Source organism: Bacillus sp. 0909A (assembly GCF_036765115.1).
Lineage (GTDB): Bacteria > Bacillota > Bacilli > Bacillales > Bacillaceae > Bacillus > Bacillus mojavensis.
In genome coordinates this window covers 279,950-304,185 of record NZ_JBAIZU010000004.1, presented here as the reverse complement: position 1 = coordinate 304,185, position 24,236 = coordinate 279,950, and the positions used below count along the sequence as shown (strand labels likewise).

The 24,236-nt window shown below is 38.2% G+C and carries 25 protein-coding genes, 2 tRNA genes and 3 pseudogenes; 22 read left to right on the top strand and 8 right to left on the bottom strand.

What is annotated here, in order from left to right:
• The first annotated feature begins 83 nt into the window (after positions 1-83).
• From V6D42_RS16350 to tsaD, 7 genes are all read left to right on the top strand, one after another.
• Positions 84-160: transfer RNA gene (locus V6D42_RS16350), tRNA-Met, on the top strand.
• A 55-nt stretch (positions 161-215) separates the two neighbouring features.
• Positions 216-292: transfer RNA gene (locus V6D42_RS16345), tRNA-Asp, on the top strand.
• A gap of 181 nt (positions 293-473) precedes the next feature.
• A complete protein-coding gene (gene thiL / locus V6D42_RS16340) occupies positions 474-1,451 on the top strand; it encodes a thiamine-phosphate kinase (protein WP_333513933.1) in 978 nt (325 codons plus the stop codon).
• Between the two features lie 14 nt (positions 1,452-1,465).
• Entirely contained in the window at positions 1,466-1,942 is a 477-nt protein-coding gene (tsaE, locus tag V6D42_RS16335; protein ID WP_333513932.1) for a tRNA (adenosine(37)-N6)-threonylcarbamoyltransferase complex ATPase subunit type 1 TsaE, read from the top strand.
• Positions 1,923-2,612 (top strand): tRNA (adenosine(37)-N6)-threonylcarbamoyltransferase complex dimerization subunit type 1 TsaB, encoded by a 690-nt coding sequence (gene tsaB / locus V6D42_RS16330; RefSeq protein ID WP_333513931.1) that lies wholly within the window; start codon positions 1,923-1,925, stop codon positions 2,610-2,612. The genes tsaE and tsaB overlap by 20 nt, the downstream gene beginning before the upstream one ends.
• A gap of 9 nt (positions 2,613-2,621) precedes the next feature.
• Entirely contained in the window at positions 2,622-3,077 is a 456-nt protein-coding gene (gene rimI / locus V6D42_RS16325) for a ribosomal protein S18-alanine N-acetyltransferase (protein WP_010333205.1), read from the top strand.
• A complete protein-coding gene (tsaD, locus tag V6D42_RS16320; RefSeq protein WP_333513930.1) occupies positions 3,070-4,110 on the top strand; it encodes a tRNA (adenosine(37)-N6)-threonylcarbamoyltransferase complex transferase subunit TsaD in 1,041 nt (346 codons plus the stop codon). Before rimI ends, tsaD begins: the two co-directional genes overlap by 8 nt.
• 226 nt (positions 4,111-4,336) lie before the next feature.
• Here tsaD and V6D42_RS16315 read toward each other — a convergent pair whose 3' ends face one another.
• Complete coding sequence (locus V6D42_RS16315; RefSeq protein ID WP_333513929.1) at positions 4,337-6,265, bottom strand: ABC-F family ATP-binding cassette domain-containing protein; 1,929 nt, start codon at positions 6,263-6,265, stop codon at positions 4,337-4,339.
• A 126-nt stretch (positions 6,266-6,391) separates the two neighbouring features.
• Here V6D42_RS16315 and moaC point away from each other — a divergent pair, with 126 nt between their 5' ends.
• Genes moaC through tatC form a run of 4 tightly spaced genes read left to right on the top strand, consistent with a single transcriptional unit; the run spans position 6,392 to position 8,508 of the window.
• Positions 6,392-6,904: a cyclic pyranopterin monophosphate synthase MoaC gene (moaC, locus tag V6D42_RS16310; RefSeq protein ID WP_333513928.1), complete on the top strand. Its 513-nt coding sequence runs from the start codon at positions 6,392-6,394 to the stop codon at positions 6,902-6,904.
• On the top strand, positions 6,901-7,548 hold the full coding sequence (locus V6D42_RS16305) for a redox-sensing transcriptional repressor Rex (protein ID WP_010333209.1): 648 nt from the start codon (positions 6,901-6,903) through the stop codon (positions 7,546-7,548). The genes moaC and V6D42_RS16305 overlap by 4 nt, the downstream gene beginning before the upstream one ends.
• Before the next feature lie 21 nt (positions 7,549-7,569).
• Positions 7,570-7,743: a sec-independent protein translocase protein TatAY gene (tatAY, locus tag V6D42_RS16300; RefSeq protein WP_010333210.1), complete on the top strand. Its 174-nt coding sequence runs from the start codon at positions 7,570-7,572 to the stop codon at positions 7,741-7,743.
• A gap of 6 nt (positions 7,744-7,749) precedes the next feature.
• Positions 7,750-8,508, top strand: coding sequence for a twin-arginine translocase subunit TatC (gene tatC / locus V6D42_RS16295; RefSeq protein WP_333513927.1), 759 nt, complete (start codon positions 7,750-7,752; stop codon positions 8,506-8,508).
• A gap of 45 nt (positions 8,509-8,553) precedes the next feature.
• Here tatC and V6D42_RS16290 read toward each other — a convergent pair whose 3' ends face one another.
• Together V6D42_RS16290 and V6D42_RS16285 are read right to left on the bottom strand one after the other, a co-directional pair.
• Positions 8,554-8,745 (bottom strand): YdiK family protein, encoded by a 192-nt coding sequence (locus tag V6D42_RS16290; RefSeq protein ID WP_010333212.1) that lies wholly within the window; start codon positions 8,743-8,745, stop codon positions 8,554-8,556.
• The gene (locus tag V6D42_RS16285; protein ID WP_268505763.1) at positions 8,742-9,476 is read right to left on the bottom strand and encodes a CPBP family intramembrane glutamic endopeptidase; all 735 of its coding nucleotides are present in this window, start codon (positions 9,474-9,476) and stop codon (positions 8,742-8,744) included. The genes V6D42_RS16290 and V6D42_RS16285 overlap by 4 nt, the downstream gene beginning before the upstream one ends.
• Positions 9,477-9,713: 237 nt before the next feature.
• On the opposite strand from V6D42_RS16285, the gene groES reads away from it, so the two are divergent.
• Both groES and groL read left to right on the top strand, forming a co-directional pair.
• Positions 9,714-9,998, top strand: coding sequence for a co-chaperone GroES (gene groES, locus V6D42_RS16280; RefSeq protein WP_003155970.1), 285 nt, complete (start codon positions 9,714-9,716; stop codon positions 9,996-9,998).
• 46 nt (positions 9,999-10,044) lie between these two features.
• Positions 10,045-11,670: a chaperonin GroEL gene (gene groL, locus V6D42_RS16275; protein WP_333513926.1), complete on the top strand. Its 1,626-nt coding sequence runs from the start codon at positions 10,045-10,047 to the stop codon at positions 11,668-11,670.
• 94 nt (positions 11,671-11,764) lie between these two features.
• Here groL and V6D42_RS16270 read toward each other — a convergent pair whose 3' ends face one another.
• From V6D42_RS16270 to V6D42_RS16260, 3 genes are all read right to left on the bottom strand, one after another.
• On the bottom strand, positions 11,765-11,965 hold the full coding sequence (locus tag V6D42_RS16270) for a tyrosine-type recombinase/integrase (RefSeq protein WP_333513937.1): 201 nt from the start codon (positions 11,963-11,965) through the stop codon (positions 11,765-11,767).
• Positions 11,950-12,327 carry a site-specific integrase gene (locus V6D42_RS16265; RefSeq protein ID WP_333513925.1) on the bottom strand — a complete coding sequence of 126 codons (378 nt, stop codon included), beginning with the start codon at positions 12,325-12,327 and terminating at the stop codon, positions 11,950-11,952. Before V6D42_RS16265 ends, V6D42_RS16270 begins: the two co-directional genes overlap by 16 nt.
• A 62-nt stretch (positions 12,328-12,389) precedes the next feature.
• Entirely contained in the window at positions 12,390-12,743 is a 354-nt protein-coding gene (locus V6D42_RS16260; protein ID WP_333513924.1) for a phage integrase SAM-like domain-containing protein, read from the bottom strand.
• Between the two features lie 95 nt (positions 12,744-12,838).
• Between V6D42_RS16260 and V6D42_RS16255 the strand changes: the two genes are divergently transcribed.
• Positions 12,839-13,033 carry an STIV orfB116 family protein gene (locus V6D42_RS16255; protein WP_277710438.1) on the top strand — a complete coding sequence of 65 codons (195 nt, stop codon included), beginning with the start codon at positions 12,839-12,841 and terminating at the stop codon, positions 13,031-13,033.
• Between the two features lie 122 nt (positions 13,034-13,155).
• Positions 13,156-14,809 (top strand): annotated as a pseudogene (locus V6D42_RS16250) (CD3337/EF1877 family mobilome membrane protein); the annotation flags it as partial.
• A 375-nt stretch (positions 14,810-15,184) separates the two neighbouring features.
• Here the strand turns inward: V6D42_RS16250 and V6D42_RS16245 are convergent.
• Positions 15,185-15,511 carry an AzlD domain-containing protein gene (locus V6D42_RS16245; protein WP_333513923.1) on the bottom strand — a complete coding sequence of 109 codons (327 nt, stop codon included), beginning with the start codon at positions 15,509-15,511 and terminating at the stop codon, positions 15,185-15,187.
• Positions 15,502-16,230 carry an AzlC family ABC transporter permease gene (locus V6D42_RS16240; RefSeq protein WP_333513922.1) on the bottom strand — a complete coding sequence of 243 codons (729 nt, stop codon included), beginning with the start codon at positions 16,228-16,230 and terminating at the stop codon, positions 15,502-15,504. The genes V6D42_RS16245 and V6D42_RS16240 overlap by 10 nt, the downstream gene beginning before the upstream one ends.
• 130 nt (positions 16,231-16,360) lie before the next feature.
• Here V6D42_RS16240 and pdxR point away from each other — a divergent pair, with 130 nt between their 5' ends.
• The 7 genes and pseudogenes from pdxR to V6D42_RS16205 all read left to right on the top strand — a co-directional run bounded on the left by pdxR (position 16,361) and on the right by V6D42_RS16205 (position 24,155).
• Entirely contained in the window at positions 16,361-17,836 is a 1,476-nt protein-coding gene (gene pdxR / locus V6D42_RS16235) for a MocR-like pyridoxine biosynthesis transcription factor PdxR (protein ID WP_333513921.1), read from the top strand.
• A 535-nt stretch (positions 17,837-18,371) separates the two neighbouring features.
• Positions 18,372-19,082: a B3/B4 domain-containing protein gene (locus tag V6D42_RS16230; protein WP_333513920.1), complete on the top strand. Its 711-nt coding sequence runs from the start codon at positions 18,372-18,374 to the stop codon at positions 19,080-19,082.
• A 31-nt stretch (positions 19,083-19,113) separates the two neighbouring features.
• Positions 19,114-20,310: a trans-sulfuration enzyme family protein gene (locus V6D42_RS16225; RefSeq protein ID WP_042977944.1), complete on the top strand. Its 1,197-nt coding sequence runs from the start codon at positions 19,114-19,116 to the stop codon at positions 20,308-20,310.
• 58 nt (positions 20,311-20,368) lie between these two features.
• The gene (locus V6D42_RS16220; protein ID WP_333513919.1) at positions 20,369-21,334 is read left to right on the top strand and encodes a fatty acid desaturase family protein; all 966 of its coding nucleotides are present in this window, start codon (positions 20,369-20,371) and stop codon (positions 21,332-21,334) included.
• Between the two features lie 98 nt (positions 21,335-21,432).
• A pseudogene (locus tag V6D42_RS16215) lies at positions 21,433-22,511 on the top strand (aspartate kinase); the annotation flags it as partial.
• Positions 22,512-23,016: 505 nt separating this feature from the next.
• Positions 23,017-23,321: pseudogene (locus V6D42_RS16210) on the top strand (abhydrolase domain-containing 18); the annotation flags it as partial.
• Positions 23,322-23,465: 144 nt separating this feature from the next.
• Positions 23,466-24,155 carry an alpha/beta hydrolase gene (locus tag V6D42_RS16205; protein WP_333513936.1) on the top strand — a complete coding sequence of 230 codons (690 nt, stop codon included), beginning with the start codon at positions 23,466-23,468 and terminating at the stop codon, positions 24,153-24,155.
• Positions 24,156-24,236: the final 81 nt, after the last annotated feature.

The window sequence follows — 24,236 nt, the reverse complement described above, 5'->3', positions numbered from 1 at the left end:
AGCTCTTCAGCGCCGATGGTAGTCGGGGGTCTCCCCCTGTGAGAGTAGGACGCCGCCAAGCAGTTTTATCTTAATTATATCATCGCGGGGTGGAGCAGTTCGGTAGCTCGTCGGGCTCATAACCCGAAGGTCGCAGGTTCAAATCCTGCCCCCGCAACCAAAAAAATCTATCCTTTTAAATAAGGAGTGCCCAAAGGGTGCAACCAAATTAAAATGGTCCGGTAGTTCAGTTGGTTAGAATGCCTGCCTGTCACGCAGGAGGTCGCGGGTTCGAGTCCCGTCCGGACCGCCATTTATTGTAAACGAAACGATCATGTTTTCGTTTTTTTTTGTGTTTTCTTTTATTGCGTCTTTTGCTTGGTATGATAGCCAAGCTTTCTTTATATCAGCAACATCTTGGATAATTCAGCATAATCCGATACACTAGATACAGTACATATAAAACATGGTCAGACCAAAAGGAGGTTTGGTTAATGGATGAGTTTGATTTAATTAATAGTATTACTCCTCGGACCATTCACCATTCTTCCGTTGATGTAGGAATTGGAGACGATGCCGCTCTTTACACAGCGAAAAACGGTGTGCAGGAAATTGTATGTGTCGATACAATGGTAGAGGACGTGCATTTTAAATTAAGCTATTCTTCGCCGGAGGACATTGGGTATAAGGCGTTAGCCATAAATATAAGTGATATTGCCGCTATGGGAGGTATTCCTAAGTTTTATTTAGTGTCTCTTGCAGTGCCTTTAAAATGGACGGAATCAGAAATCAAAGCAATGTATGAAGGAATGAATGAACTGGCGAAACTATATTGTATGGATCTGATTGGCGGTGATACAGTTTCTACTTCCGATAAACTAGTCGTCACAGTGACTGTGATTGGGGAAGTTGAAAAGGGACGTGCCTGTTTGCGCAGTTTGGCAAAGCCGAATGATATTGTCTTTGTCACTGGTGAAATCGGTTCTTCTGCCGCTGGACTTTCATTGCTGCTAAAAGAGTCTTCCTATCCGGAAACATCATTTGAAACAGATTACTTTATCAATAGACATAAACGGCCTCAGCCAAGAGTGAGTGTTGGCAGACTATGCTCAAACGCTCAGCGTGTGGCTCTTAATGATATTAGTGACGGATTGGCAAGTGAGCTGCATGAAATTGCAGAATCCAGCTCCGTTTCAATAGAAATTGACGAGAGCCTTCTTCCAGTTCATCCAGACTTGCCTAAGCTGAATTCCAAATGGAAGGAATGGGCTTTGTTTGGCGGAGAGGATTTTGAACTGACTGGGACGATCTCAAAGGAAGACTGGGAAGTGTTAGAGCAGGAGTGCTGCAGACTTCAACTGCCAATTAAAAAGATTGGATGTGTCCGGGAAAAGACAGAATCCAATGTCATATTAAAGACAGAAGAAGAAACAATGACTTTAGAGAAAAAAGGATATAATCATTTTAAATAAGACGGGTGACTCGTGTGAAGCAATTAAAATGGAGAACTGTAAATCCTGAAGACACAAAAGCGATTGCAAAGCTGACTGCATCGTTTTCAAAGCCTGGGGATGTCCTGACATTAGAGGGCGATTTAGGAGCTGGAAAAACAACCTTTACAAAAGGTTTTGCTGAAGGACTCGGAATTACACGTGTTGTAAACAGTCCGACGTTTACAATCATAAAAGAATATAACGATGGTTCACTTCCTCTTTATCATATGGATGTATACAGAATGGAAGACGAGAGTGAAGACTTGGGACTTGATGAATATTTTCACGGACAAGGTGTCTGCTTAGTGGAGTGGGCACATTTAATTGAAGAGCAGCTTCCGCAGGAACGACTGCAAATTGTCATTAAAAGAGCTGGTGATGATGAAAGAGAGATCACCTTTACAGCGGTGGGGAATCGGTATGAAATGCTTTGTGAGGAGATAAGTAGACATGACAATATTAGCGATTGATACATCGAATTATACTTTAGGCATAGCGCTGCTTCGGGACAACACTGTCATAGCAGAATACATCACATATTTAAAAAAGAATCATTCTGTAAGGGCGATGCCTGCTGTTCATTCTTTGCTGAATGATTGTGATATAACCCCACAGGATCTTTCTAAAATTGTTGTTGCAAAAGGTCCAGGCTCGTACACAGGGGTGAGAATCGGTGTAACCATTGCCAAAACACTTGCATGGTCTTTAAACATTCCGATTTCTGCTGTATCAAGTCTTGAAGCGCTGGCGGCAAATGGACGTCACTTTGATGGTCTAATCAGCCCTATATTTGATGCGAGACGCGGACAGGTGTATACAGGTCTTTATGAATATAAAAACGGGCTCTTAGAGCAGGCTGTTCCGGATCAAAACGTGATGCTGACAGAGTGGCTGGAGATGCTAAAAGAGAAGGATCGCCCTGTTTTGTTTTTAGGTCATGATACATCTATACACAAGGAGACGATACTGGATGTATTAGGAACAAAAGGAATCATAGGGCCTGCGGCTCAGCATAATCCCCGCCCTTCAGAATTGGCTTACGCAGGTGCGGATAGGGAAGCTGTTGATATTCACGGGCTGGTGCCGGATTATTTACGGCTTGCAGAAGCAGAAGCGAAATGGATTGAAAGTCAAAAGTAGGGTGATAGGATGAAAACAAAAGCAGCAGTTAGAAAAATGCAGCTTAATGATGTTGATCACGTATACGATATTGAAACATCCTCCTTTACGTCTCCCTGGACGAAGGATTCGTTTTATCATGAATTGCTTGAAAATCCATATGCCCACTATCTCGTGATTGAAAAGGACGATTGTATCGCGGGTTATTGCGGAATTTGGATTGTGATGGACGACGCCCAAATCACAAATATAGCGATTAAACCAGAGTATAGGGGCCAGTCTTTAGGAGAAGCACTTTTTCGTTCAGCTCTCGAGCTTTGTAAAGAAAAAGAGGCGAGGCGGCTTTCGCTTGAAGTGAGGGTTTCCAATCACCCTGCTCAAAGCTTATATAAAAAGTTCGGGATGCAGCCCGGTGGAATACGGAAGAACTATTATACTGATAACGGGGAAGATGCGTTAATTATGTGGGTGACGATAAATGAATGAGCAAAAAGATCTTTATATATTAGGAATCGAAACGAGCTGCGATGAAACGGCAGCAGCGATTGTAAAAAACGGAACAGAAATCGTCTCGAACGTTGTGGCCTCTCAAATTGAAAGCCATAAACGATTCGGAGGGGTTGTGCCGGAAATTGCATCAAGACATCATGTGGAGCAAATCACTTTAGTGATCGAAGAGGCTTTCCGTAAAGCAGACATGACATATCGTGATATAGACGCGATTGCAGTGACTGAAGGCCCGGGATTGGTGGGAGCACTGCTAATCGGAGTAAACGCCGCTAAAGCATTGAGCTTTGCGCATCATATTCCGTTAGTTGGAGTCCATCATATAGCGGGCCATATATACGCAAACCGTCTGGTAGAAGAGATCGTTTTTCCAGCGCTTGCCTTGGTCGTTTCCGGCGGCCATACGGAATTGGTTTATATGAAAGAACACGGTTCATTTGAAGTGATCGGGGAAACACTCGATGACGCAGCAGGGGAAGCTTATGACAAAGTGGCAAGAACGATGGGGCTCCCGTATCCAGGCGGACCGCAGATTGACAAGCTTGCGGAATCAGGGAATGACACTATTCCTCTGCCTCGCGCATGGCTTGAAGAAGGTTCTTATCATTTCAGCTTCAGCGGGCTGAAATCCGCTGTAATCAATACGCTTCATAACGCGGCTCAAAAAGGACAGGTCATTGCGCCGGAAGATCTTTCTGCCAGTTTTCAGAATAGCGTCATTGATGTCTTAGTGACAAAAACGGCACGCGCTGCAAAAGAATATGGTGTCAAACAGGTTCTTTTAGCCGGCGGAGTTGCTGCAAATAGAGGGCTCAGAGCGGCGTTACAGAGGGAGTTCTCCCAGCATGAGGGAACAGCGCTCATCATTCCTCCGCTATCCTTATGTACGGATAATGCTGCAATGATTGCTGCGGCCGGTACTATTGCTTTTGAAAAAGGGATTCGCGGATCATATGATATGAATGGCCAGCCTGGTCTTGAACTGACTTCTTATCAAGGTCTCACGACATAATGACGTGAGGCTTTTTTATTGTTATTAACAGATAATTCTCAATTTATCCACATATCTGTGAGTCATTATGGAGATATAGATGGATAAAGGGGTTGAGAGGCTGTTAATAAAGTGGATAAATTCAGAATATTTTGTGGATATTGTGTATAAATCGCTTTCTTCGTTTGCTTATAAGGATATTTACTGTGGATAAAAAGCACCTCTAAAAAAGAGGTGCTTGACTTTTTTAATCTTCTTCTGTGGATAGTTCTTCCCATTTTAATAATAGGTTTTCCAATTCTTGATTGAGTTTCTCGTTGTCAGCGTGGATAGCTTGTACCTTTTCGTGGTTCTGATATACTTCCGGATCACAAAGTAATTCATCATTGTGACTGATTTTTTCTTCTATGGTCTGAACTGTCGTTTCAATTTCTTCTATGCGTCTGAGTCGTTGGCGTTCTTTCTTTTTCCATTCTTTTTCTTCCTCGTATGAACGTTTAGAGTCGGATTTCTGTGCAGCCGTTGCTTTTTCAGTTTCCTCTTGCTGTTTCATTTCCTCCAATTCCAGCTGCTGTGTTTTTTTCTCTGTATAATAATCGTAATCTCCGAGGTATTCCTCAATATGGTTTGGAGAAAGCTCGTATACCCTTGTTGCGATTCTGTTAATAAAATATCTGTCATGTGAGACAAATAACAATGTACCCGGATAATCGATCAATGCGTTTTCGAGAACTTCTTTGCTGTCTAAATCAAGATGGTTTGTCGGCTCATCAAGAATGAGAAAGTTAGCTTTTTGCAGCATCAGCTTGGCCAGGGCCACTCTTGCTTTTTCGCCCCCGCTTAGGGAATGGACGGGTTTAAGGACATCATCCCCGGAGAATAAGAAATTTCCGAGGCACGTTCTGATTTCTTTCTCTTGAAGCTCCGGATACTCGTCCCACAGCTCATCAATGACGCGTTTAGAGGAAGTCAGCTCAGCTTGTTCTTGGTCATAGTAACCGATACTGACATTTGAGCCGTACGCTATTGTTCCCTGATCCGGCTTCAGTCTGTTTATTAATGTTTTCAGCAAGGTTGATTTTCCGATTCCGTTGGGACCTACAAGAGCGGCGCTTTCTCCTCTTGTAAGCCTAAACGAAACATCTGTCAGAAGCGGCGGCTGGTTTTCATAGCTGATGGTCAGATCCTGAACCCGCAGGACCTCGTTCCCGCTCTGTTTTGTAATATCAAAATGAAAATTTGCTGATTTTTCGTCGCCGAGCGGTTTTGACATGACGTCCATCCGTTCAAGCTGTTTCCGCCGGCTTTGTGCTCTTTTTGTCGTTGAGGCTCTTGCCAGATTTCGGTCTACAAAGTCCTGCAGCTTAGCAATTTCATCCTGCTGTTTTTCATACAGCTTAAGATCCTTTTCATATTGGGCAGCTTTTTGATCGAGATAAGCGCTGTAGTTGCCGTGATACTTTTTGCTTTCTGATCTTGATACCTCGTATACCTGATTCACCACTTTATCCAAAAAGTAGCGGTCGTGAGAAACAATCAGAATGGCGCCTGAATAGCCTTGCAAATAATGTTCAAGCCAGGTCAGCGTATTAATGTCCAGATGGTTGGTCGGCTCATCTAGAATGAGAAGGTCAGGCTGTGTTAACAAAAGCTTACCCAAGGCCAGTCTTGTTTTCTGACCACCGCTCAGGCTTTGCACCTGCGTTGAATCGTTAAAATGGCTGAAGCCGAGACCGTGCAGCACAGATCTGACATCTGCTTCATATTGATAGCCGCCTTTATCTTTAAATTCCTGCTGAAGGCGGTCGTAGGTTTTCATGATGCTTTCCAGTTCACCTGGGTCAGCTGCTGCCATTTTTTCTTCTATGGTGCGCATTTCTTTTTCCATTGCTTTTAAGTGATCAAAAACAGTCAGCAGCTCTTCTTTTATGGTAAGCTTAGAATCCAAGCCGGTATGCTGGGCTAAGTAGCCCATTGTGATATCTTTCGGCTTGATAACTTCACCCTTTTCATATGAAAGGTGACCTGCGATAATTTTAAGGAGTGTAGATTTCCCCGCGCCGTTTCTTCCTACAATTGCGACGCGATCACGGTTTCTGACTTCCAGCTTTATATTGTTTAAAATAGTATCAGCACCAAATGATTTGGAAAGCTGATTAATTTGTAAGATCATCATATTATTTCACCTCTGCTATAATAAGTTAAGTGTAGCTTATGAACCAGAACTCAGCAAACAATACATTGGCCGAATAAGACATAGAGAAGAAAATAGTGTATGATCTGTTTAAGGAGAGTTTTTACTATGAATGGATTTTCTCATTTTAATGAACAGGGCAGAGCCCAGATGGTGGATATCAGCGAAAAATCTTCGACTGTCCGTACTGCGGCGGCTGTATCAAGCGTACACATGAAGAGTGAAGTGTACGAGAAAATAAAAAGCCATGATATCGGCAAAGGAGATGTACTTGCTGTCGCTCAAGTGGCGGGCATTATGGCTGCAAAGCAAACATCAAACATCATTCCGATGTGCCATCCGCTATCCTTGAGCGGGGTCGATATTTCGTTTGACTGGAAAATGAAAGAAACAGAAGTTATACTTCATATAAAAGCACAGGTCAAAACAAAAGGGAGTACAGGTGTGGAAATGGAAGCGCTAACTTCTGCATCGGTGTGTGCCCTTACTGTTTACGATATGTGCAAGGCGCTTGATAAGGGGATGGTCATCGGCCCTACCTGCTTGCTGGAAAAGACAGGTGGGAAAAACGGTGACTTTAAAAGAGAACTATCCGAGTATAATTTGGAGGACCAAAAATGAATAAGGATCAATCAAAAATTCCGCAGGCGACGGCAAAACGGCTGCCGCTTTATTATCGCTTTTTAAAGAATCTGCATGCGTCAGGAAAACAGCGTGTATCATCTGCTGAACTCAGTGATGCCGTAAAGGTTGATTCTGCCACGATTCGCAGGGATTTTTCCTATTTTGGAGCTCTTGGCAAAAAAGGATACGGATATAATGTTGATTATTTGCTGTCATTTTTCCGAAAAACACTTGATCAGGATGAAATGACAGACGTTATCTTGATTGGTGTCGGGAACTTAGGAACAGCATTTCTTCACTATAATTTCACAAAAAATAATAACACGAAAATTTCTATGGCTTTTGATATAAATGAGAGTAAAATAGGAACTGAGGTAGGCGGTGTGCCCGTCTTTAACCTCGATGATCTTGAAAAACATGTAAAAGGCGAATCAGTTGCCATTCTGACAGTGCCCGCAGTTGCGGCCCAATCGATTACCGACAGATTGGTTGCGTTAGGGATTAAGGGTATTCTTAATTTTACGCCGGCCCGTTTGAATGTGCCGGAACACATTCGAATTCATCATATAGATTTAGCTGTAGAGCTTCAGTCACTGGTTTATTTCTTGAAGCATTATTCTGTTTTAGAGGAAATCGAGTAACCGGAAAGGAGGAGCCCAAATATGCCGATCGGTCCTGGAAGCCTTGCTGTTATCGCAATCGTTGCTCTGATTATCTTTGGTCCCAAAAAGCTGCCTGAGTTGGGAAAAGCGGCTGGAGACACTCTTCGTGAATTCAAAAACGCTACTAAAGGATTAGCGAGTGATGATGAGGAAAAAAAGAAAGAGAATCAGTAAGTTAGGATGACACAAATGAAAGTGAATCAAATGTCGCTGCTGGAGCATATTGCGGAGCTTCGAAAACGATTGCTGGTTGTGGCGCTGGCGTTTGTCGTTTTCTTTATCGCGGGATTTTTTTTAGCGAAGCCGATTATAGTGTATCTGCAAGAAACGGATGAAGCGAAGGAGCTCACGCTCAATGCGTTTAATCTGACAGACCCGCTTTATGTGTTTATGCAGTTTGCGTTTATCATCGGGATTGTCCTGACTTCGCCGGTTATTCTTTACCAGCTTTGGGCTTTTGTGAGCCCGGGTCTCTATGAAAGGGAACGCAAAGTAACGCTCAGCTACATTCCGATCTCTATTTTGCTGTTTTTAGCGGGTTTATCTTTTTCCTATTATATTTTATTTCCTTTTGTTGTCGATTTTATGAAACGGATCTCTCAGGATTTGAATGTCACTCAGGTAATTGGAATTAATGAATATTTTCATTTTCTTCTGCAGCTGACGATTCCGTTTGGACTATTGTTTCAAATGCCGGTCATCCTTATGTTTTTGACAAGGCTTGGAATTGTGACACCGATGTTTTTAGCGAAAATCAGAAAGTATGCGTACTTTACGCTGCTTGTGATTGCTGCTCTGATTACACCACCTGAGCTTTTGTCTCATATGATGGTGACTGTTCCGCTCTTGATTTTATATGAAATCAGTATTTTAATATCGAAGGCTGCCTATCGGAAAGCGCAGAAAAGCAGAGCTGCCGATCAGGACGTTTCTTCTTAACCATCATAAAAAATCCATTTCTCATAGAAGAGAAATGGATTTTCTTTATTTCTGGTTTTTCTTTGTTTTAAATGAAAAGGCGAACATCTTAAAAGAAATGCTGATGTTGTATGCAGCAAACACCATCAGCAGGATGGAGTAAAATGACCACATGCTGCCTGGTGAGCTTGCGGCGAGATAAGTAAAGATGCACCCTACGGCAAAGTAGATCATTCCCCACACTATCGGGTTTCTCATGAAAGTAATCCTCCAATAATCAATTGCATTTGTGTGCTCTGCTGTTCAAGGTATTTCTGAACAGGCTCAAGCTGCATAATGACAACGAATGTATTCATCATTACATGGGCGAAAATCGGCACCCAAATCCGTTTGGTTCTCGCATATAGAAAGGCAAAGGTAAAGCCCATTGCTGTATACAGCAGAAGGTGCGTTAAATCGGCATGAACAATTCCGAAAATAATGGAGCTGATCAGTCCGGCAATAAAGAAATTCGTTTTTTCGTACAGCGCGCCGAAAATGATTTTTCTGAAGATGATTTCTTCTAATATTGGCCCGATGATAGAAGAAACGATAATCATAAGCGGGACTGCCTGAATCACATCCAGGATGGCTTTTGTATTTTCTGATTCTCTTCCGATGCCAAATACATAATATTCAATAGAACCGGCTATTCCTTGAGAGAAAAGGGCTATGAAAAAACCGGCTATCGCCCAAAGGATCGATAGTCCGACAGAGTCTTTCTTTTCGTTTCGCAACGTAGTTTTAGGCACAGTTCTGAGAATGAGCAATACAACAATCAGACAGGCCATAAAACTGATGACGGACCATAATCCCTGCGCGTACAGCAGATTTTCTTTTGTGGGCTGTCCTCCCGCATAACCGAATTTAAATAACAAGGGAATCCCGATTACTGCTGAAAACTGCATGATGATATATGTCAAAATAATAAACCAATACTGTTTTCTCAAATGGTATGTACTCCTTTGTTAAGTGGGTTTCTTTTGTCTACAGCTATTGTAACATAATTGAACGGGGGTGAAAAAACCAAGGGATATCAGAGCTGAAAAGAATGATCTAAGCGTGAAAAATTTTTTATCTTATCACTTGAAATTGGAAGTCAGATTCTTTATTATAAGAGTTGTGTTAGCACTCTTTAGTGCTGAGTGCTAAAATTACATATTCATACTATTGAGGAGGTTATTACATTGTTAAAGCCATTAGGTGATCGCGTTGTCATTGAACTCGTAGAATCTGAAGAAAAAACTGCCAGCGGAATTGTGTTACCGGATTCTGCAAAAGAAAAGCCGCAAGAAGGCAAAATCGTGGCAGCTGGTTCAGGTCGCGTGTTAGAAAGCGGAGAGCGCGTTGCTTTAGAAGTAAAAGAGGGCGACCGCATTATCTTCTCAAAATACGCAGGTACTGAAGTGAAATACGAAGGTACTGAATACTTAATCTTACGTGAAAGCGACATTTTAGCTGTTATCGGCTAATTCTTAAATAAACAAATATTTAAAAATTCGAGGAGGTTTCGTACACATGGCAAAAGATATTAAGTTTAGTGAAGAAGCTCGCCGCGCAATGCTTCGCGGTGTTGATGCACTTGCTGATGCTGTAAAAGTAACTTTAGGACCAAAAGGACGCAACGTGGTTCTAGAGAAAAAATTCGGTTCTCCGTTAATCACAAATGACGGTGTAACAATCGCTAAAGAAATCGAACTTGAAGACGCGTTTGAAAACATGGGTGCTAAGCTTGTAGCTGAAGTAGCCAGCAAAACAAACGACGTTGCCGGTGACGGTACAACAACTGCGACAGTTCTTGCGCAAGCAATGATCCGCGAAGGCCTTAAAAACGTAACAGCAGGCGCTAACCCTGTAGGCGTGCGTAAAGGTATGGAACAAGCTGTAAACGTTGCGATCGAGAACTTGAAAGAAATTTCTAAGCCAATCGAAGGCAAAGAATCTATCGCTCAGGTTGCTGCGATCTCTGCTGCTGATGAGGAAGTCGGAAGCCTTATCGCTGAAGCAATGGAGCGAGTAGGAAACGACGGCGTTATCACAATCGAAGAGTCTAAAGGCTTCACAACTGAGCTTGAAGTTGTTGAAGGTATGCAATTCGACCGCGGATATGCGTCTCCTTACATGGTAACTGATTCTGATAAGATGGAAGCGGTTCTTGACAATCCTTACATCTTAATCACAGACAAAAAAATCACAAACATTCAAGAAATCCTTCCTGTGCTTGAGCAGGTTGTTCAGCAAGGCAAACCATTGCTTCTGATCGCTGAAGATGTTGAAGGCGAAGCTCTTGCAACACTTGTTGTGAACAAACTTCGCGGCACATTCAACGCAGTTGCTGTTAAAGCTCCTGGCTTTGGTGACCGCCGTAAAGCAATGCTTGAAGACATCGCTGTCCTTACTGGCGGAGAAGTCATCACTGAAGATCTTGGCCTTGACCTGAAATCTACTGAAATCGGACAATTGGGACGCGCTTCTAAAGTTGTGGTTACAAAAGAAAACACAACAATCGTTGAAGGCGCTGGCGAAACAGATAAAATTTCTGCACGCGTCACTCAAATCCGCGCACAAGTGGAAGAAACAACTTCTGAGTTCGACAGAGAAAAATTACAAGAGCGTCTTGCTAAACTTGCTGGCGGCGTAGCTGTCATCAAAGTCGGCGCTGCGACTGAAACTGAGTTGAAAGAGCGTAAACTTCGCATCGAAGACGCCCTGAACTCAACTCGCGCAGCTGTTGAAGAAGGCATCGTATCCGGTGGTGGTACAGCGCTTGTCAACGTATATAACAAAGTCGCTGCAGTTGAAGCTGAAGGTGATGCGCAAACAGGTATCAACATCGTGCTTCGCGCGCTTGAAGAGCCAATTCGTCAAATCGCGCACAATGCAGGTCTTGAAGGATCTGTCATCGTTGAGCGCCTGAAAAACGAAGAAATCGGCGTAGGCTTCAACGCTGCAACTGGCGAATGGGTAAACATGATCGAAAAAGGTATCGTTGACCCAACGAAAGTAACACGCTCTGCACTGCAAAACGCAGCTTCTGTAGCAGCAATGCTCTTAACAACTGAAGCTGTTGTCGCTGACAAACCGGAAGAAAATGCCGGCGGCGCAGGAATGCCTGACATGGGCGGCATGGGCGGTATGATGTAATTTAGCCTTAAAAACCCTTATATATCAAGGATTTAAAGGTGAAAACATCATTATAGGTGCCGAAAAGGTGCCCGAACCAATCCGAGAATAAAAATTAGAGGCTTCTCATTAGTTGAGCAAACTTTTGGGTAGCTTCTTTTTTTCTGTCTTTTGTAATGTGTAAATAAACTTGTGTTGTAGTTTCATCTTCTGTATGACCAAGTCGATCCATAATTTGAAGTAATTCAACACCAGCTTCAGCTAACAAAGAAGTATGCGTATGTCTTAATGAATGAGGTGTTAACCGTTTGTTAATAGAGTTGTTTTCTTTAACAAGCTTTCCATTTGATTTTCTATTGTCTTAATAAAATGTGGATAACCGTAATATGGAGCATTAAGCCTTCCAAAAACAAAATCTTTATCATAATATTCACTGCCGATTTGTAATTTAATTTCTTTTTGTTTTAATCTATGTTTTTGTAATGCACTGATAACTTCATTTTCAACATCGATCTTACGAATGGACCCTTTGGTTTTAGGAGGAAGTAATTTATAGTCCTTTGTATTGTTTTTAGGATTATAGTAAGTCTTAGTTATATTTATTGTATTCTCTTCAAAGTCAATATCCTTCCACTTTAAGGCTAACAACTCACCAGCTCTAAGACCTGTCCAAGCCAAATTAAAAAGATAACATAGTTATTTCACCTTGTGTTTTGGCTGTGTCTAAGAATGCCTTTAACTCATGCTTTTTCTAAATACTTATCTTCCACTTTCTGATTTTCAATATCCTCAACTGTCTTTTTATCTTTTGGAATGAAAGCATACTCTGTTGGATCAGCTAATAATAGGTCTTGTTCCATTGCTCTTTTAAATATCATCCTTGCTGTTCCATGTATACCAGAACTGGTATTATGAGCAAGCTGTTCTTTCTTCTTCATATCATTTAATGCATTTTGATACATTCTTTTTGTAATATCTTTGATCTTGTACTTAGTAAAATAATGATTTAAATGCCCTATTTCATGGTTTCTAACACGGATAGTACTAATCTTTACATCTGTATCACTATAGATATCAAGCCATTCTCCTGCCATTTCTTCAAAAGTTACATTTGTATCTTCAAATTTTTTACCACTTGTTTTACGCTCGAATTCTTTAAGAGCATCCTTGGCGTCTTTTTGTTTAATAAATCCTTTTAACCAATCCGGGCTTTTATAAAGCAGAGGTCATTTCTTTAGATGAAGTTTATAAATATTTAGCTTCCTATGGTGGGGTATATAAGAGCTTTATAGGACATGAGTCAACAGCTTTATTTCTACAAGAATTATTAGGAATTAAGATTGAGTTCAATCGAACACGTTTTAAACAAAGAAAGTATCAATAGGTGATCTGCTTTAAGTTATATGAGCGTTTTCAAGAAAATAAAGTGCTGACAAATGAAGAGTTAGAGAATGCTAACTATCGATTCTATTTACTGACTAGGTTAGCTCAAAGGGGGTAGTTGTGATGAAAAGAGAAAGGATTCTTTTACTTTCAGTTGTTGTTCTGTTATTGGTTTATTGATCATGGTAATTTCAGTTATGGCTGCTGATGGTGATACAACCACTCAACCTAAAAGTGTGAAGGTTGGTGGTGTTGAGTTAGAAATCAAGCGATTTCCGTTATCTCGTTACCAAGCAAATAACGAGGAGTCTGATAGTCGTATAAAAGGGGCGTGTGTTGGTTTAACAAACGTCACTTTTTCTTTTGCGGGAAATATTGTACGTGTCGTTAATACAGGATTGGATATCTTGTATAATCTCCAACCTATTGATGAATTTGCGGATTCGATGACTACTGTGTCAAAAACTGTATATACAACGTTAAAGAATAATTTCGGAGAAACACTGTTTATATTTCTTTGTGGATATGTGGTGTATCTCTTTGTGGTAAGGGGAAGCGTAAAAGAAGCGATTAGAAGAAGTGTTCTCATTATTACTGAATGGTTATCGGTGGCCTGTGGATGTCAAACGCTGGTTATTATATGAAGGCTCTAAATGCATTGTCAGTTGAAGCACAAGGAAAGTTATTAGTTGCCGGTAATGGATTTGTTGGCATCGTGAAGGATGAGGGAAATTACGTTGATAACTCAAAAATTGAAAAAGGAAAAGAAATGGAAGGTACTGTGGCCATTATGCGTAATGTTTACTTTAACCTGGCATAAAAAAAACCGTACTTAATTGTGAATTTTGATGAAACGAGTGAAAAGAAAATAAATGAAGGCAGCGATGAAAAAGGGAGTTTAAATCGAATCGATAAATTTCTATCTTATAAATTATCGAAAGATGGCGAAAAGGAGAAATTGAAGTATTTAAAAGATTACGAGATAAAAAAATACGGTAATGATGCTGTGTCTTCTGGGAATGTTTATAACCAGTTAGGTCAATCCATTATTGCCGTGTTGGTAGCTATTGTATTGGGCATTCCTTTTCTAGGGTTAGCGTTTCTAAATTTCTTGCTTCAAATCATAGCACTAGCGATTATATTTTTTATTCCTTTTGCTTTTATGATTTCGTATATTCCTCAACTTGCCAATTCTGGTTTTGTTACTTTAGGACGGCTTGGAAGTGTTTTTCTTCTTAAAGCAATGTTGGGCATCATAATTTTATTTGTATATGTGATGTGCTTTGTCGTAGATCAATTGATTCCGCCGAATGGATTCGGAATGTATCTGTTAAATGTCGTTGTGTTGTCCGCCATATTGTGGGTTGGATTTAAAAAGCGAGATTCCATTATCAAGCTTGTACCGGCAGGAAAAGTTGTATCTATTGATAACAATATGATGGAAAATGTACGTAAAGAAATGGTTCAACCTTCGTGGGAAACGGCTAAAAAAGGTGCGAATACGTTAGGTTCGGGTGTGTCGAATATGTTTAGTCATTTTGCGAAAAGTTTATCGGGCGATGGTGATGGTATTTCAAAGGATGCCTTTGCCGGCCGAATTCGGGATAGGTGGCAATACTGTTACTTTTTCTAGGACACCTCAAAAAGGAGAAACATCAATAACCCAACTCTAAATGGGAATAAGAAAGTTGATCAAAAACCGCAACATTTGTTAAAGAAAGATCAACAACAATCTTTGCCGCAAGGTAATGTTTATCATCCTGATAGGAAGAAAGAGCTTAGACCATGGGAGCGAAAAGCTTCAAGGGTTGCGTAGAGAATACGTACGATACATGGAAACTATTGGAGTTATTACTACCTTCTTTATTTTATCTTCTAATGAAATATAAAATGAAAGGGATTAATTAGTTGAAAAAAAGTTTTATATTCTTTCTATTTATTACTATCATTTCTACTTTTTATCGTTTACCAGGAAATTATAAAATTCTTGTACTGTGGATAAGCGCTTGGCATCCAGCTCCAGCGCCTAGCCCCTCGAGGTCATAAGCGACTCATGAATTGAAGGTAAAGAGCACCTTCTATTCATGAGTCGCTTATTTGCCCGAGGCTGATCAGGGCGCTTGCGCTTTTGTTCTTTCCTTTATATTTAAAATTATAGAAAATATCTTAGTAAACTAATAGTTATCATTCCTACCACTACAGCACCTAGTAAACTCTTAGTTAATAAAACAACTAAAAAAGTTGGTATGATTCCTAATAACTCATGACTATTTGAGAGAGGTGAAAAATTATTCTCTTCAAAAAGAAGTTCTTGACCCAACAAAGCAGTCATAACAGTAACCGGTACAAAACTTAGCCAACTCAAAAACCATCTAGGCAACTCTATTTTACTTAAAAAAAGGAGTGGGATTACTCTAGGTAATAATGTAACAATACCTGTACCTAAAACAATGAGTAAAATATCTAATCTCAATTCCATTTCTTAATCACCATCCCGACTGTTGAAGCAATAATAGTTGTCACCATGACGGCCCACATACCTGGCATTAAATAGTTAACAGCGATCAAACAAAAAATTGTAAAGATAGCTATTGATATTTCGAGAGCTTTATTGGTCTTACTCAAAATCTGTAGAACCAATAGGCCAGCGAACATCGCAGGTAAAGCAAAGTCCATCCCTATAGACTCTGTATCTGTTACTAAACCTCCAAAGATACCCCCTAGGACATTAGCAAGTAACCAATTAATATATGCTGTTATATTTAATCCGAGTAGCCAAGAAAAACTCGCTTCCATCCTATTTTCTAGATGATTGGATGCAACACCAAATGTTTCGTCCGTAATTTGCGAACCAATAACAAAGTTTTTCCAAGCGGAAAATTTACGACAATAAGGAGCTAAAGAAGCACTAAATAGCAAATGTCGTAGATTTACTAAAAAGATTGAAAAGATAATGGAAGTAATTGCACTTCCAGCCAAAATCATTCCAGCTGCTACAAATTGTCCTGAACCTGCATAAAGGAATAGGGATAACAATGCAATTTCTAGAACACTTAGACCAGCTGTCTTTGCAACTACCCCTGCTGCAAAACCAATACTGAGATAACCAAACACAGTCGGCAAGCAAGCTTTCACACCATCCATAAAAGTATCTTGGCTTTGTGCTGAACGTTTAAGTTGAAGAGCACTGTCTGACATACGAATTCCTCCTTTTTATAATTTTCAAAATAAGTTATATTGTATGGTATGACCCTAATATAAACCAATAATTAGAATAACAGTCAACATAACACTATAACACCTTGATGGTTTTATGGAGGAATTAAATTTGAAAATTGAATTGAACAGAAATAGTAGAATATCCCTTGTCCAACAAATATACGAAAATCTGTCCGACAGAATACGGTCAGGGATATTAAATGAGGAGAAGTGTCTACCTTCAATTAGGGAAATGTCCAAAAATTTAGAGGTGAGTTTTCTTACAGTTGTGAAAGCTTATGATTTACTTGAACAAAATAACCTTGTCAAAAGAGTACAAGGAAAAGGAACTTTTGTTAAATGGAATTCCATGAAGTGTGAAAAATTAAAAAACATGGGGAGTCCATACAAGTGGCAACTTTCAATACAAGATTATCTTCCAAGAACACATTTTGATACACATTACAATTCGTCAGATCATAGTTTACAATTTTCATTAGCAGCTATTGCTCCCTCCCTCTTGCCAAATAGATATCTAGAAAACGAGATTCATACAATGTTAGAAAAAAATCCTCTTATCTTATCAGAATATGGACCGATTCAGGGAGACTTAGATTTAAGAATAGCTATGAAACGAACTTTAAAGAAACAAAAAATTAATGTTAGCGAAAAGGATATTTTAGTTACAAACGGTACACAACAGGGAATAGACTTAGTAGCAAGGACATTTATTGGTCCAGGAGATGTAGTTATAGCAGAAGCGCCTACTTATCCAGCAGCATTAGACATATTCCGTTCGCGAGGAGCCTCAATTTTACCCGTTCCAATAGATAAAAATGGAATAAGAACAGACATATTAATTAAACTATGTGAAACAAAAAATCCTAAATTAATATATACAATCCCTAATTTCCAAAATCCCACAGGAATAGTTCTTAGTGACGATAGAAGAGAACAACTGTTAACAATTGCTCAAGAATTTCAAATAATAATTATTGAAGATGATCCTTGGAGTGAAATTTATTACAATGAAAAACCACCAAATCCAATTAAAAGTTTGGATACTAAGGGGAATGTTATATATTTAAAAGGATTAAGTAAAACACTAATTCCTGGTTGTAGAATAGGATTACTAACTGCAGATGGGACTATTTTTAATCGTTTGGTATCATCAAAAATGAATGCTGACCTTGGAAGTCCTTTATTAACACAAAAAGCTTTATATCCACTCTTTCAATCTAAAAGAATGGAAGATCATATGAAAAAATTAAGAACTGCATTAAAAATAAGAAGAGATTTAGTAATTAAGTTGTTAAAGAAACATATGCCTGAAGGTGTTGAGTGGATAGAACCAGAAGGAGGATTAAATATTTGGATATCTATTCCTGAAAAGTGGGATACTAAACAGTTATTATTAGAATGTCAAAAGAAAAACTTATCTTTCCTACCAGGTTTTGTATGTTTTTCTGGTGAACCAGAAACAAATCATTTAAGATTAAGCTTTTCATATCTAAACGATAATGTTTTAGAGACAGGAATTATAGAATTATGTAGAATCTTAAAAGAATTTTTATCAGTTACTCCTCCCCAGAGAATAGTCGACTAATATTATAAAATAGATATTTTAGTAACCTATTATCAAAAAAAGAGTGAACATTAAAAATGTTCACTCTTTTTGTATGGCGGCGGCAAACTTCTACCCTGAAGAACACAAGTTTATAAAAGGTTAGGTGACATTTGCTGAGTCTGCAATTCAAGATAAGTTAGGGGGAGAAGCAAAATCCTATAAATGGGAAATTATCATAAAGGATACTGGTGTCCAATTCTTACTTTGTGTTTCGCTAATTAGCGAAACTAGGGTTAAAGAGCATAACTCTACTAAAAACTTCAATCGTATAAAAAGATTTAAAAACAGTCAAGGAAGAGCAATAACACTACTTATAACACTAGGGAATTTAGAATAACACTTGTATTCGATTGTTATTTACAAATTTAGGAATATCTCGATAAACTGACACATGAAACACCACAGAAAAACAGGCAATAACGAAAAAAATATCAGAATGGGAGGATTGAAGTTTTATTGCATATGTTCCATGGAGCATTTACAAACAAAATCAAGAAGGAGAACTAATTTTCATATGGGTAAACTTTACACATTATCTATTGAGAAAGAAATGTTAGAAAAATTCAATGACATTCATTTAACAGGAATTATCGTTAAAAACTTGAAGGTGAAAAGTATAAATCCTAATTTTTTTGAACCTTATATTTCCGATTTAAATGAACTCTATAAACAACAGGATGTAACTGAAAATGAAGAGGTGAAAAAATGGAGAAATATATACAAAGAAATGGGATTAAAGCCAAGTAAATACCATTGTTCTTTTGAAAGTATTCTTCGAAGATATTTAAAAGGCTTTAATTTTCTGGGCATTAATAATGTTGTAGATTCCTATAACTCTGTGAGTCTATTACATCAAAAAAGTATTGGTGGTTATGATCTAGACAAGATTCAAAATAAAATTACTCTCCGTTTTGCGAAGGAAGGTGAAACTTGCTTACCAATTGGAGCAAGCGAACCAATTTCTCTTTCTAAGAACTCTGTTGTATATGCGGATGAAGAAAAAGTGTTGTGTTCCTATTGGAACTATAGAGATTCTGAGTATACAAAAATTACTGAAAATACAAAAAACGCTATATTCTTTATAGATGAAATTGACGCAACACCTACAAAAGGGAAAAATGCGATCAAGGACTTAGCAAATCTACTAAAAGATACATGTGATGCTCAAATTATATATCAATTTGAACTAAGTAACGAGTATCCCACTAATTATTTCGAAGTTTAAATAAATTATTATTCGTAAGGGAGAGTTATTAATGGAAAATAAAAATAGAGGTTTTCAAACTAGTTGTATTCACTCTGGAGAAGAATGGAATAAGAGTGGTCATTTGAGTCCCCCAATATGTCAATCTACAGCATTTGAATTTCCAAACACTGAGGAAGGTGCACGTAGAGCAGCAGATATACATGCGGATGAGTTTTACGGAAGATGGGGTAGTAGAAATGAAAGGGAGTTTGAAGCGATTATAGCTGCATTAGAAGGAGCAGAAGATGCCGTATCTACTTCTTCAGGATTAGCAGCAATATCGATGGTATTCCATGCTTTACTGCAACCAGGAGACCATTGTGTTGCTGTACATAATTGTTATTCCGAGTCGAAAATATTAATCGAGGAATTATGCAAACAACATTCTGTTGAACTTACAATGATTAGTTCAGAGGATATTGAAAACTATAGGAATGCCATTAACCCAAATACAAAACTTGTATATGCAGAAACACCAGCAAATCCAACTATCACTCTTGTAGACATTCAAGAAGTGTCTAGGATTACAAAAGAACAGAGTGACGCAATCTTTGTAGTGGATTCCACTTTTGCAACACCATACAATCAACAACCTTTAAAGCTCGGAGCTGATATTGTACTACACTCGGCAACGAAGTATATTGGTGGTCACTCTGATGTTGTAGCTGGAGTTTGTGCAGGAAACAAAGACTTAATGAGCAAAGTTAGAAAAGTATTTTCGTTCCATGGTCCGAAATTAGATCCTTTTGCAGCATGGCTTTTATGCCGCGGTGTGAGAACTTTAGGATTGCGAGTTCAAAAACATAACGAAAATGCTTTGAAAATAGCTACATTCCTCGAAAATCACCCTATGGTAAATAAGGTATATTATCCATTCCTTAAAAGTCACAAACAACATGATATAGCCGCTCGTCAAATGACTGGTGGGGGGGGAATGGTTTGCTTCGAAGTAAAAGGTGGAATGAACGCGGGTCTTTCACTTATATCTAACGTGAAACTTAATAAGATGGCTGTTAGTCTTGGTGGTTATTCAAGCACCATTACACACCCTGCTTCTATGACTCACAATTTATTACCTCGTGAGGAAAGAGAAAAAGGTGGAATTACAGATGGAATGCTTAGACTTTCAGTTGGAATTGAGGAAGTTGAAGATATCCAAGCTGATTTAGAAAATGCATTAAATCAAGCAAATTTAGTAACAAATTAATATAAATAATAGGGTGCCATTCGGCTCCCTATTCCTAATTAATAACGGAGGAAATGTCATGTCTTCAGTGAACTCTATCTTTTCACAAGAAACTAGAAAAAAATTAACCAAACTTTACAAGAAAAATAACTGGTATAACTTCTTATGTATCTTCTTTAATTGGGGGGTGATAAGTAGTTCGATTTATTTATCTATGAAAACCCATAATATTTGGATATACCTATTAAGTATTACCTTGATTGGAAGTAGAATGAGAGGTTTTGACAATCTCATGCATGAAGCAAGTCATAAAATGTTATTTAAGAATAAGCACTTAAATAAATGGATTACTTGCTTTTTTATAGCCTTTCCTATATTCACTTCTTTTACAACGTACTGTAAGTCACATGTACTACATCACCGTTTCTTATGGGATCCTCAGAAAGACCCAGATACCAAACGATATAAGTTAATGGGGTTAGATAAACCACAGAAAAAAATGAGCACATTCTTAATTAATCATATTATTAAACCATTAACATTATTACATGTACCTAAGTATATATTTGGAACATTAAAAGTTAATCTTTTCTCAAAAGAAGAACCGTTGAGCGAACGTATCGCACGCCTCGGTTTTTGGGCAACTATTTTAGTAGTTATTGCTGTATTTAATCTATGGTTAGAGTTATTGTTATTTTGGTTTGTACCATTATTAACAACATTTCAAATTATTAGATATTGGGCAGAAATGGCAGAGCACTCAGGTTTAAAAACTGACCATCCCCTCTATTCAAGTAGAAACACACTTGGTAATTCTATCGAAAGATTTATCTTGCATCCACATCATGATAATTACCATCTTGTTCATCATTTATTTCCTGGTATACCGCACTACAATTTAAAAAAGGCACATATTATATTAATGGAAAATCAAGAATATAGAGAGGCGCATCATTGTACGGGCTTCTTTAAGTCCTTCTTACCTGGATTTTCATCGGTTATAGAGGACATATGCGGTAAATTTATATTTTTGCGAGATAAATAATACTACTTTATTGAAATAATGAATGCCACAAGTTAATTACAGAATACTTGTGGCATTCATTTTATGTAAATTGTTATTAGCAAAAGAGCTATAATAAAATATTAGGAGATGTAGATACGAAGGTAGTTAAATTTGGTGGTTCCTCGTTAGCAACAGGTAATCAAATCAAAAAAGTGTTTAATATAGTTGTGTCAGATCCAAACCGAAAAATAGTAGTAGTATCAGCGCCTGGAAAAAGGGGAGTTCACGATATAAAGGTAACGGATTTATTAATAGAATGCGCAAAGAACATACTAAAAAACAGAAAAGTAACAGAAATAGTGGATATAATTATCAATCGATATAAGTCCATTGCAGATGAATTAGATATACCCCAAAATATTATTGATAGAATTAAGTTAGAACTTATCAATCTCTTACATAGCGATAATAGTAATCCCATACGGTTTCTGGACGCACTTAATGCAAGTGGTGAAGATCATAATGCAAAACTTATTGCAGCTTACTTCCAAAGAAAGGATATGAAGCATACTATGTAAATCCCCAGGATGCAGGACTAATTGTTACAGATGAACCTGGAAATGCACAAGTCCTATCAGAGTCATATCAGCGACTTTACTCATTAAGAAATCGTATAGGCATTTTAGTCTTTCCCGGTTCCTTTGGTTATAATAAAAGAGGAGAGGTAATAACGTTTTCGCGTGGAGGTTCTGATATTACTGGTGCTATTCTCGCGAATTCTATAAAAGCAGATATATATGAGAATTTCACAGATGTCGACTCTGTATTCACTGTAAATCCAAACATAGAAGAAAATCCTCAAAAAATTAATGAACTAACTTATAGAGAAATGTGAATTATCTTATGCAGGTTTTACTGTATTTCATGACGAAGCTTTAGTCCCAGCTTTTCGCGCAAACATTCCTGTTAATATAAAAAATACAAACAATCCTAAAGAAATTGGAACAATGGTTGTAGAAAAACGTTATAATGAAAACCAACCTGTTGTAGGTATTGCTAGTGAAGAGGATTTTGTAGCATTTATATTCGAAAAATGCTAATGAATAGAGAGAATGGGTTCGGTAGAAGAATCCTTCAAATTTTAGATGACTTTGGATTAGCATATGAACACATTCCTTTAGGAATAAATGATATGAATGTAATCCTCAGACAAGATTTGATGCCATTTATAAATTCTCGAGGCTTCTCATAAGTTCAGCCGAATTGTGAGAAGATTCTTTTTTTCTGTCTTTTGTAGTTTGATTTTTTCAGCACTGTTCTATATCGATTTTTAATAGTTTTGATAAATGGTAGGTAATCCCGATATGAATTATTCAATTGACCAAAATACAAAATTCCACCGGCTCAGATTCCTGTTTACGTCTTCTTTGACAAACGGCTTACTGTAACTTCAGTAAACTGCACTTCTGTTATGATTATAAAATGGGTTTAAAAATTATTCGTCCAGACCTCTGTTACTTCTCTCCCTATTGCAGGCAGGAGATGGTATCCTCTCATAAGACAAAAAAGCCCCAGTTACCTAAATAAATAGTGTCACCAACACTCTTAGACGTTTCCCCAAGGAAAACACTGTCAAAGAGAAAACCTATTAAAATGATGTCTATTTGTGCTGCTTTTTAGCTACTAAGACGATGTATGTTAAATATAGAACGGCAGAATAATCTGATTCTCAAAAATTCACTGGCGATGTAGTTAGGTTCTTCCACCAACATCTTGATAATATTCATCCCTACTCTATGGAGACCGACATTCCAATTATTAAATCTAATATTAGTTTTTTATGATTACCAAGGAGGACTTAATCGTGCATTTCTCAAAAATGATAGATCGCTTGGCTTTATATGATTTACATAGAAAAAGAAGCAAAGATAAACAATTTTCTGTTGCTTTTACAGCCGATGCAGATGATAGAGAGGAATTTTACAGTGCAAATATAGCCGATGTTTCAATTGACTTGAATGAATCTAAAAAAAATTATAGGGTTGGAACATTTCGTTATGAATCCTTAATTCAAACTGGGAATCCTGTTAATGATACTTTAAAAGGGGAGACTTTTTTAAATAAAAATGACATAGATCCGCCCAATGTCATCTTTGTACACGGCTGGCGCATGGATTCGTTCGATAGAATCAAAAAAATATTTCATAAACGTATAATGAACGATTTAGGCTGGAATATGTATTATTATTCTCTTCCATACCATTTTGAAAGAGAACCGGAAAATTCACTGTATAGTGGCGAGTTGATGATTAGTGCAAATATTGATCGTACAATTGAGTCGACAAGACAGGCCATTGTAGATTTACGGGCATTAATTCACTGGATAAAAGCAAATAAAAAAGGCCCTGTTATCATAGTGGGGGTAAGCTTAGGGGGATGGGTTACTAATCTAATTGCAACCCTAGAATCCCAAATTGATGTAGTGGTATCAATCTTTTATGCCAATCGCCTTTCTTATTCAATATGGAACACGATCCCAGGTAAATTCATAAGAGAAGAATTAGAACAAAATGGTGTGACCTATGAAGATTTAGTGAAATATTGGAATATCACAGTTCCTAGTCAAGCCTTACCGAAAGTTAATAAAGATAACATTCTGCTGATTTCTGCTAAACATGATCAGTATATTGACTTAAAAGATGCAGATTCTTTATGGGGAAGTTGGGGGAAACCGAAAAGATATGTCTATAATTGTGGTCATTCCGGCATTGTTCTTTGCCGCAAAAAGCTGGCAAATGATACGCTTTCCTTTATACGAGAAAGAATACATACGGGAAAATCTGGTTCAGTACATTTGTAGACATTAATAAGAAACGAAAGGCCAACTGCGACTTCAGTTGGCCTTTTCTATTTATAATAAAGAAACTGAGTGAGATTCCTG

Bases quoted from the DNA above. Each gene is read 5' to 3' on its own strand.
- thiL (WP_333513933.1), top strand. From the start codon at position 474: ATGGATGAGTTTGATTTAATTAATAGTATTACTCCTCGGACCATTCAC.
- tsaB (WP_333513931.1), top strand. From the start codon at position 1,923: ATGACAATATTAGCGATTGATACATCGAATTATACTTTAGGCATAGCG.
- rimI (WP_010333205.1), top strand. From the start codon at position 2,622: ATGAAAACAAAAGCAGCAGTTAGAAAAATGCAGCTTAATGATGTTGAT.
- tsaD (WP_333513930.1), top strand. From the start codon at position 3,070: ATGAATGAGCAAAAAGATCTTTATATATTAGGAATCGAAACGAGCTGC.
- V6D42_RS16315 (WP_333513929.1), bottom strand. From the start codon at position 6,265: ATGATGATCTTACAAATTAATCAGCTTTCCAAATCATTTGGTGCTGAT.
- moaC (WP_333513928.1), top strand. From the start codon at position 6,392: ATGAATGGATTTTCTCATTTTAATGAACAGGGCAGAGCCCAGATGGTG.
- V6D42_RS16305 (WP_010333209.1), top strand. From the start codon at position 6,901: ATGAATAAGGATCAATCAAAAATTCCGCAGGCGACGGCAAAACGGCTG.
- tatAY (WP_010333210.1), top strand. From the start codon at position 7,570: ATGCCGATCGGTCCTGGAAGCCTTGCTGTTATCGCAATCGTTGCTCTG.
- tatC (WP_333513927.1), top strand. From the start codon at position 7,750: ATGACACAAATGAAAGTGAATCAAATGTCGCTGCTGGAGCATATTGCG.
- V6D42_RS16290 (WP_010333212.1), bottom strand. From the start codon at position 8,745: ATGAGAAACCCGATAGTGTGGGGAATGATCTACTTTGCCGTAGGGTGC.
- groL (WP_333513926.1), top strand. From the start codon at position 10,045: ATGGCAAAAGATATTAAGTTTAGTGAAGAAGCTCGCCGCGCAATGCTT.
- V6D42_RS16260 (WP_333513924.1), bottom strand. From the start codon at position 12,743: ATGGCAGGAGAATGGCTTGATATCTATAGTGATACAGATGTAAAGATT.
- V6D42_RS16245 (WP_333513923.1), bottom strand. From the start codon at position 15,511: ATGGAATTGAGATTAGATATTTTACTCATTGTTTTAGGTACAGGTATT.
- V6D42_RS16240 (WP_333513922.1), bottom strand. From the start codon at position 16,230: ATGTCAGACAGTGCTCTTCAACTTAAACGTTCAGCACAAAGCCAAGAT.
- V6D42_RS16230 (WP_333513920.1), top strand. From the start codon at position 18,372: ATGGGTAAACTTTACACATTATCTATTGAGAAAGAAATGTTAGAAAAA.
- V6D42_RS16225 (WP_042977944.1), top strand. From the start codon at position 19,114: ATGGAAAATAAAAATAGAGGTTTTCAAACTAGTTGTATTCACTCTGGA.
- V6D42_RS16220 (WP_333513919.1), top strand. From the start codon at position 20,369: ATGTCTTCAGTGAACTCTATCTTTTCACAAGAAACTAGAAAAAAATTA.
- V6D42_RS16205 (WP_333513936.1), top strand. From the start codon at position 23,466: ATGGATTCGTTCGATAGAATCAAAAAAATATTTCATAAACGTATAATG.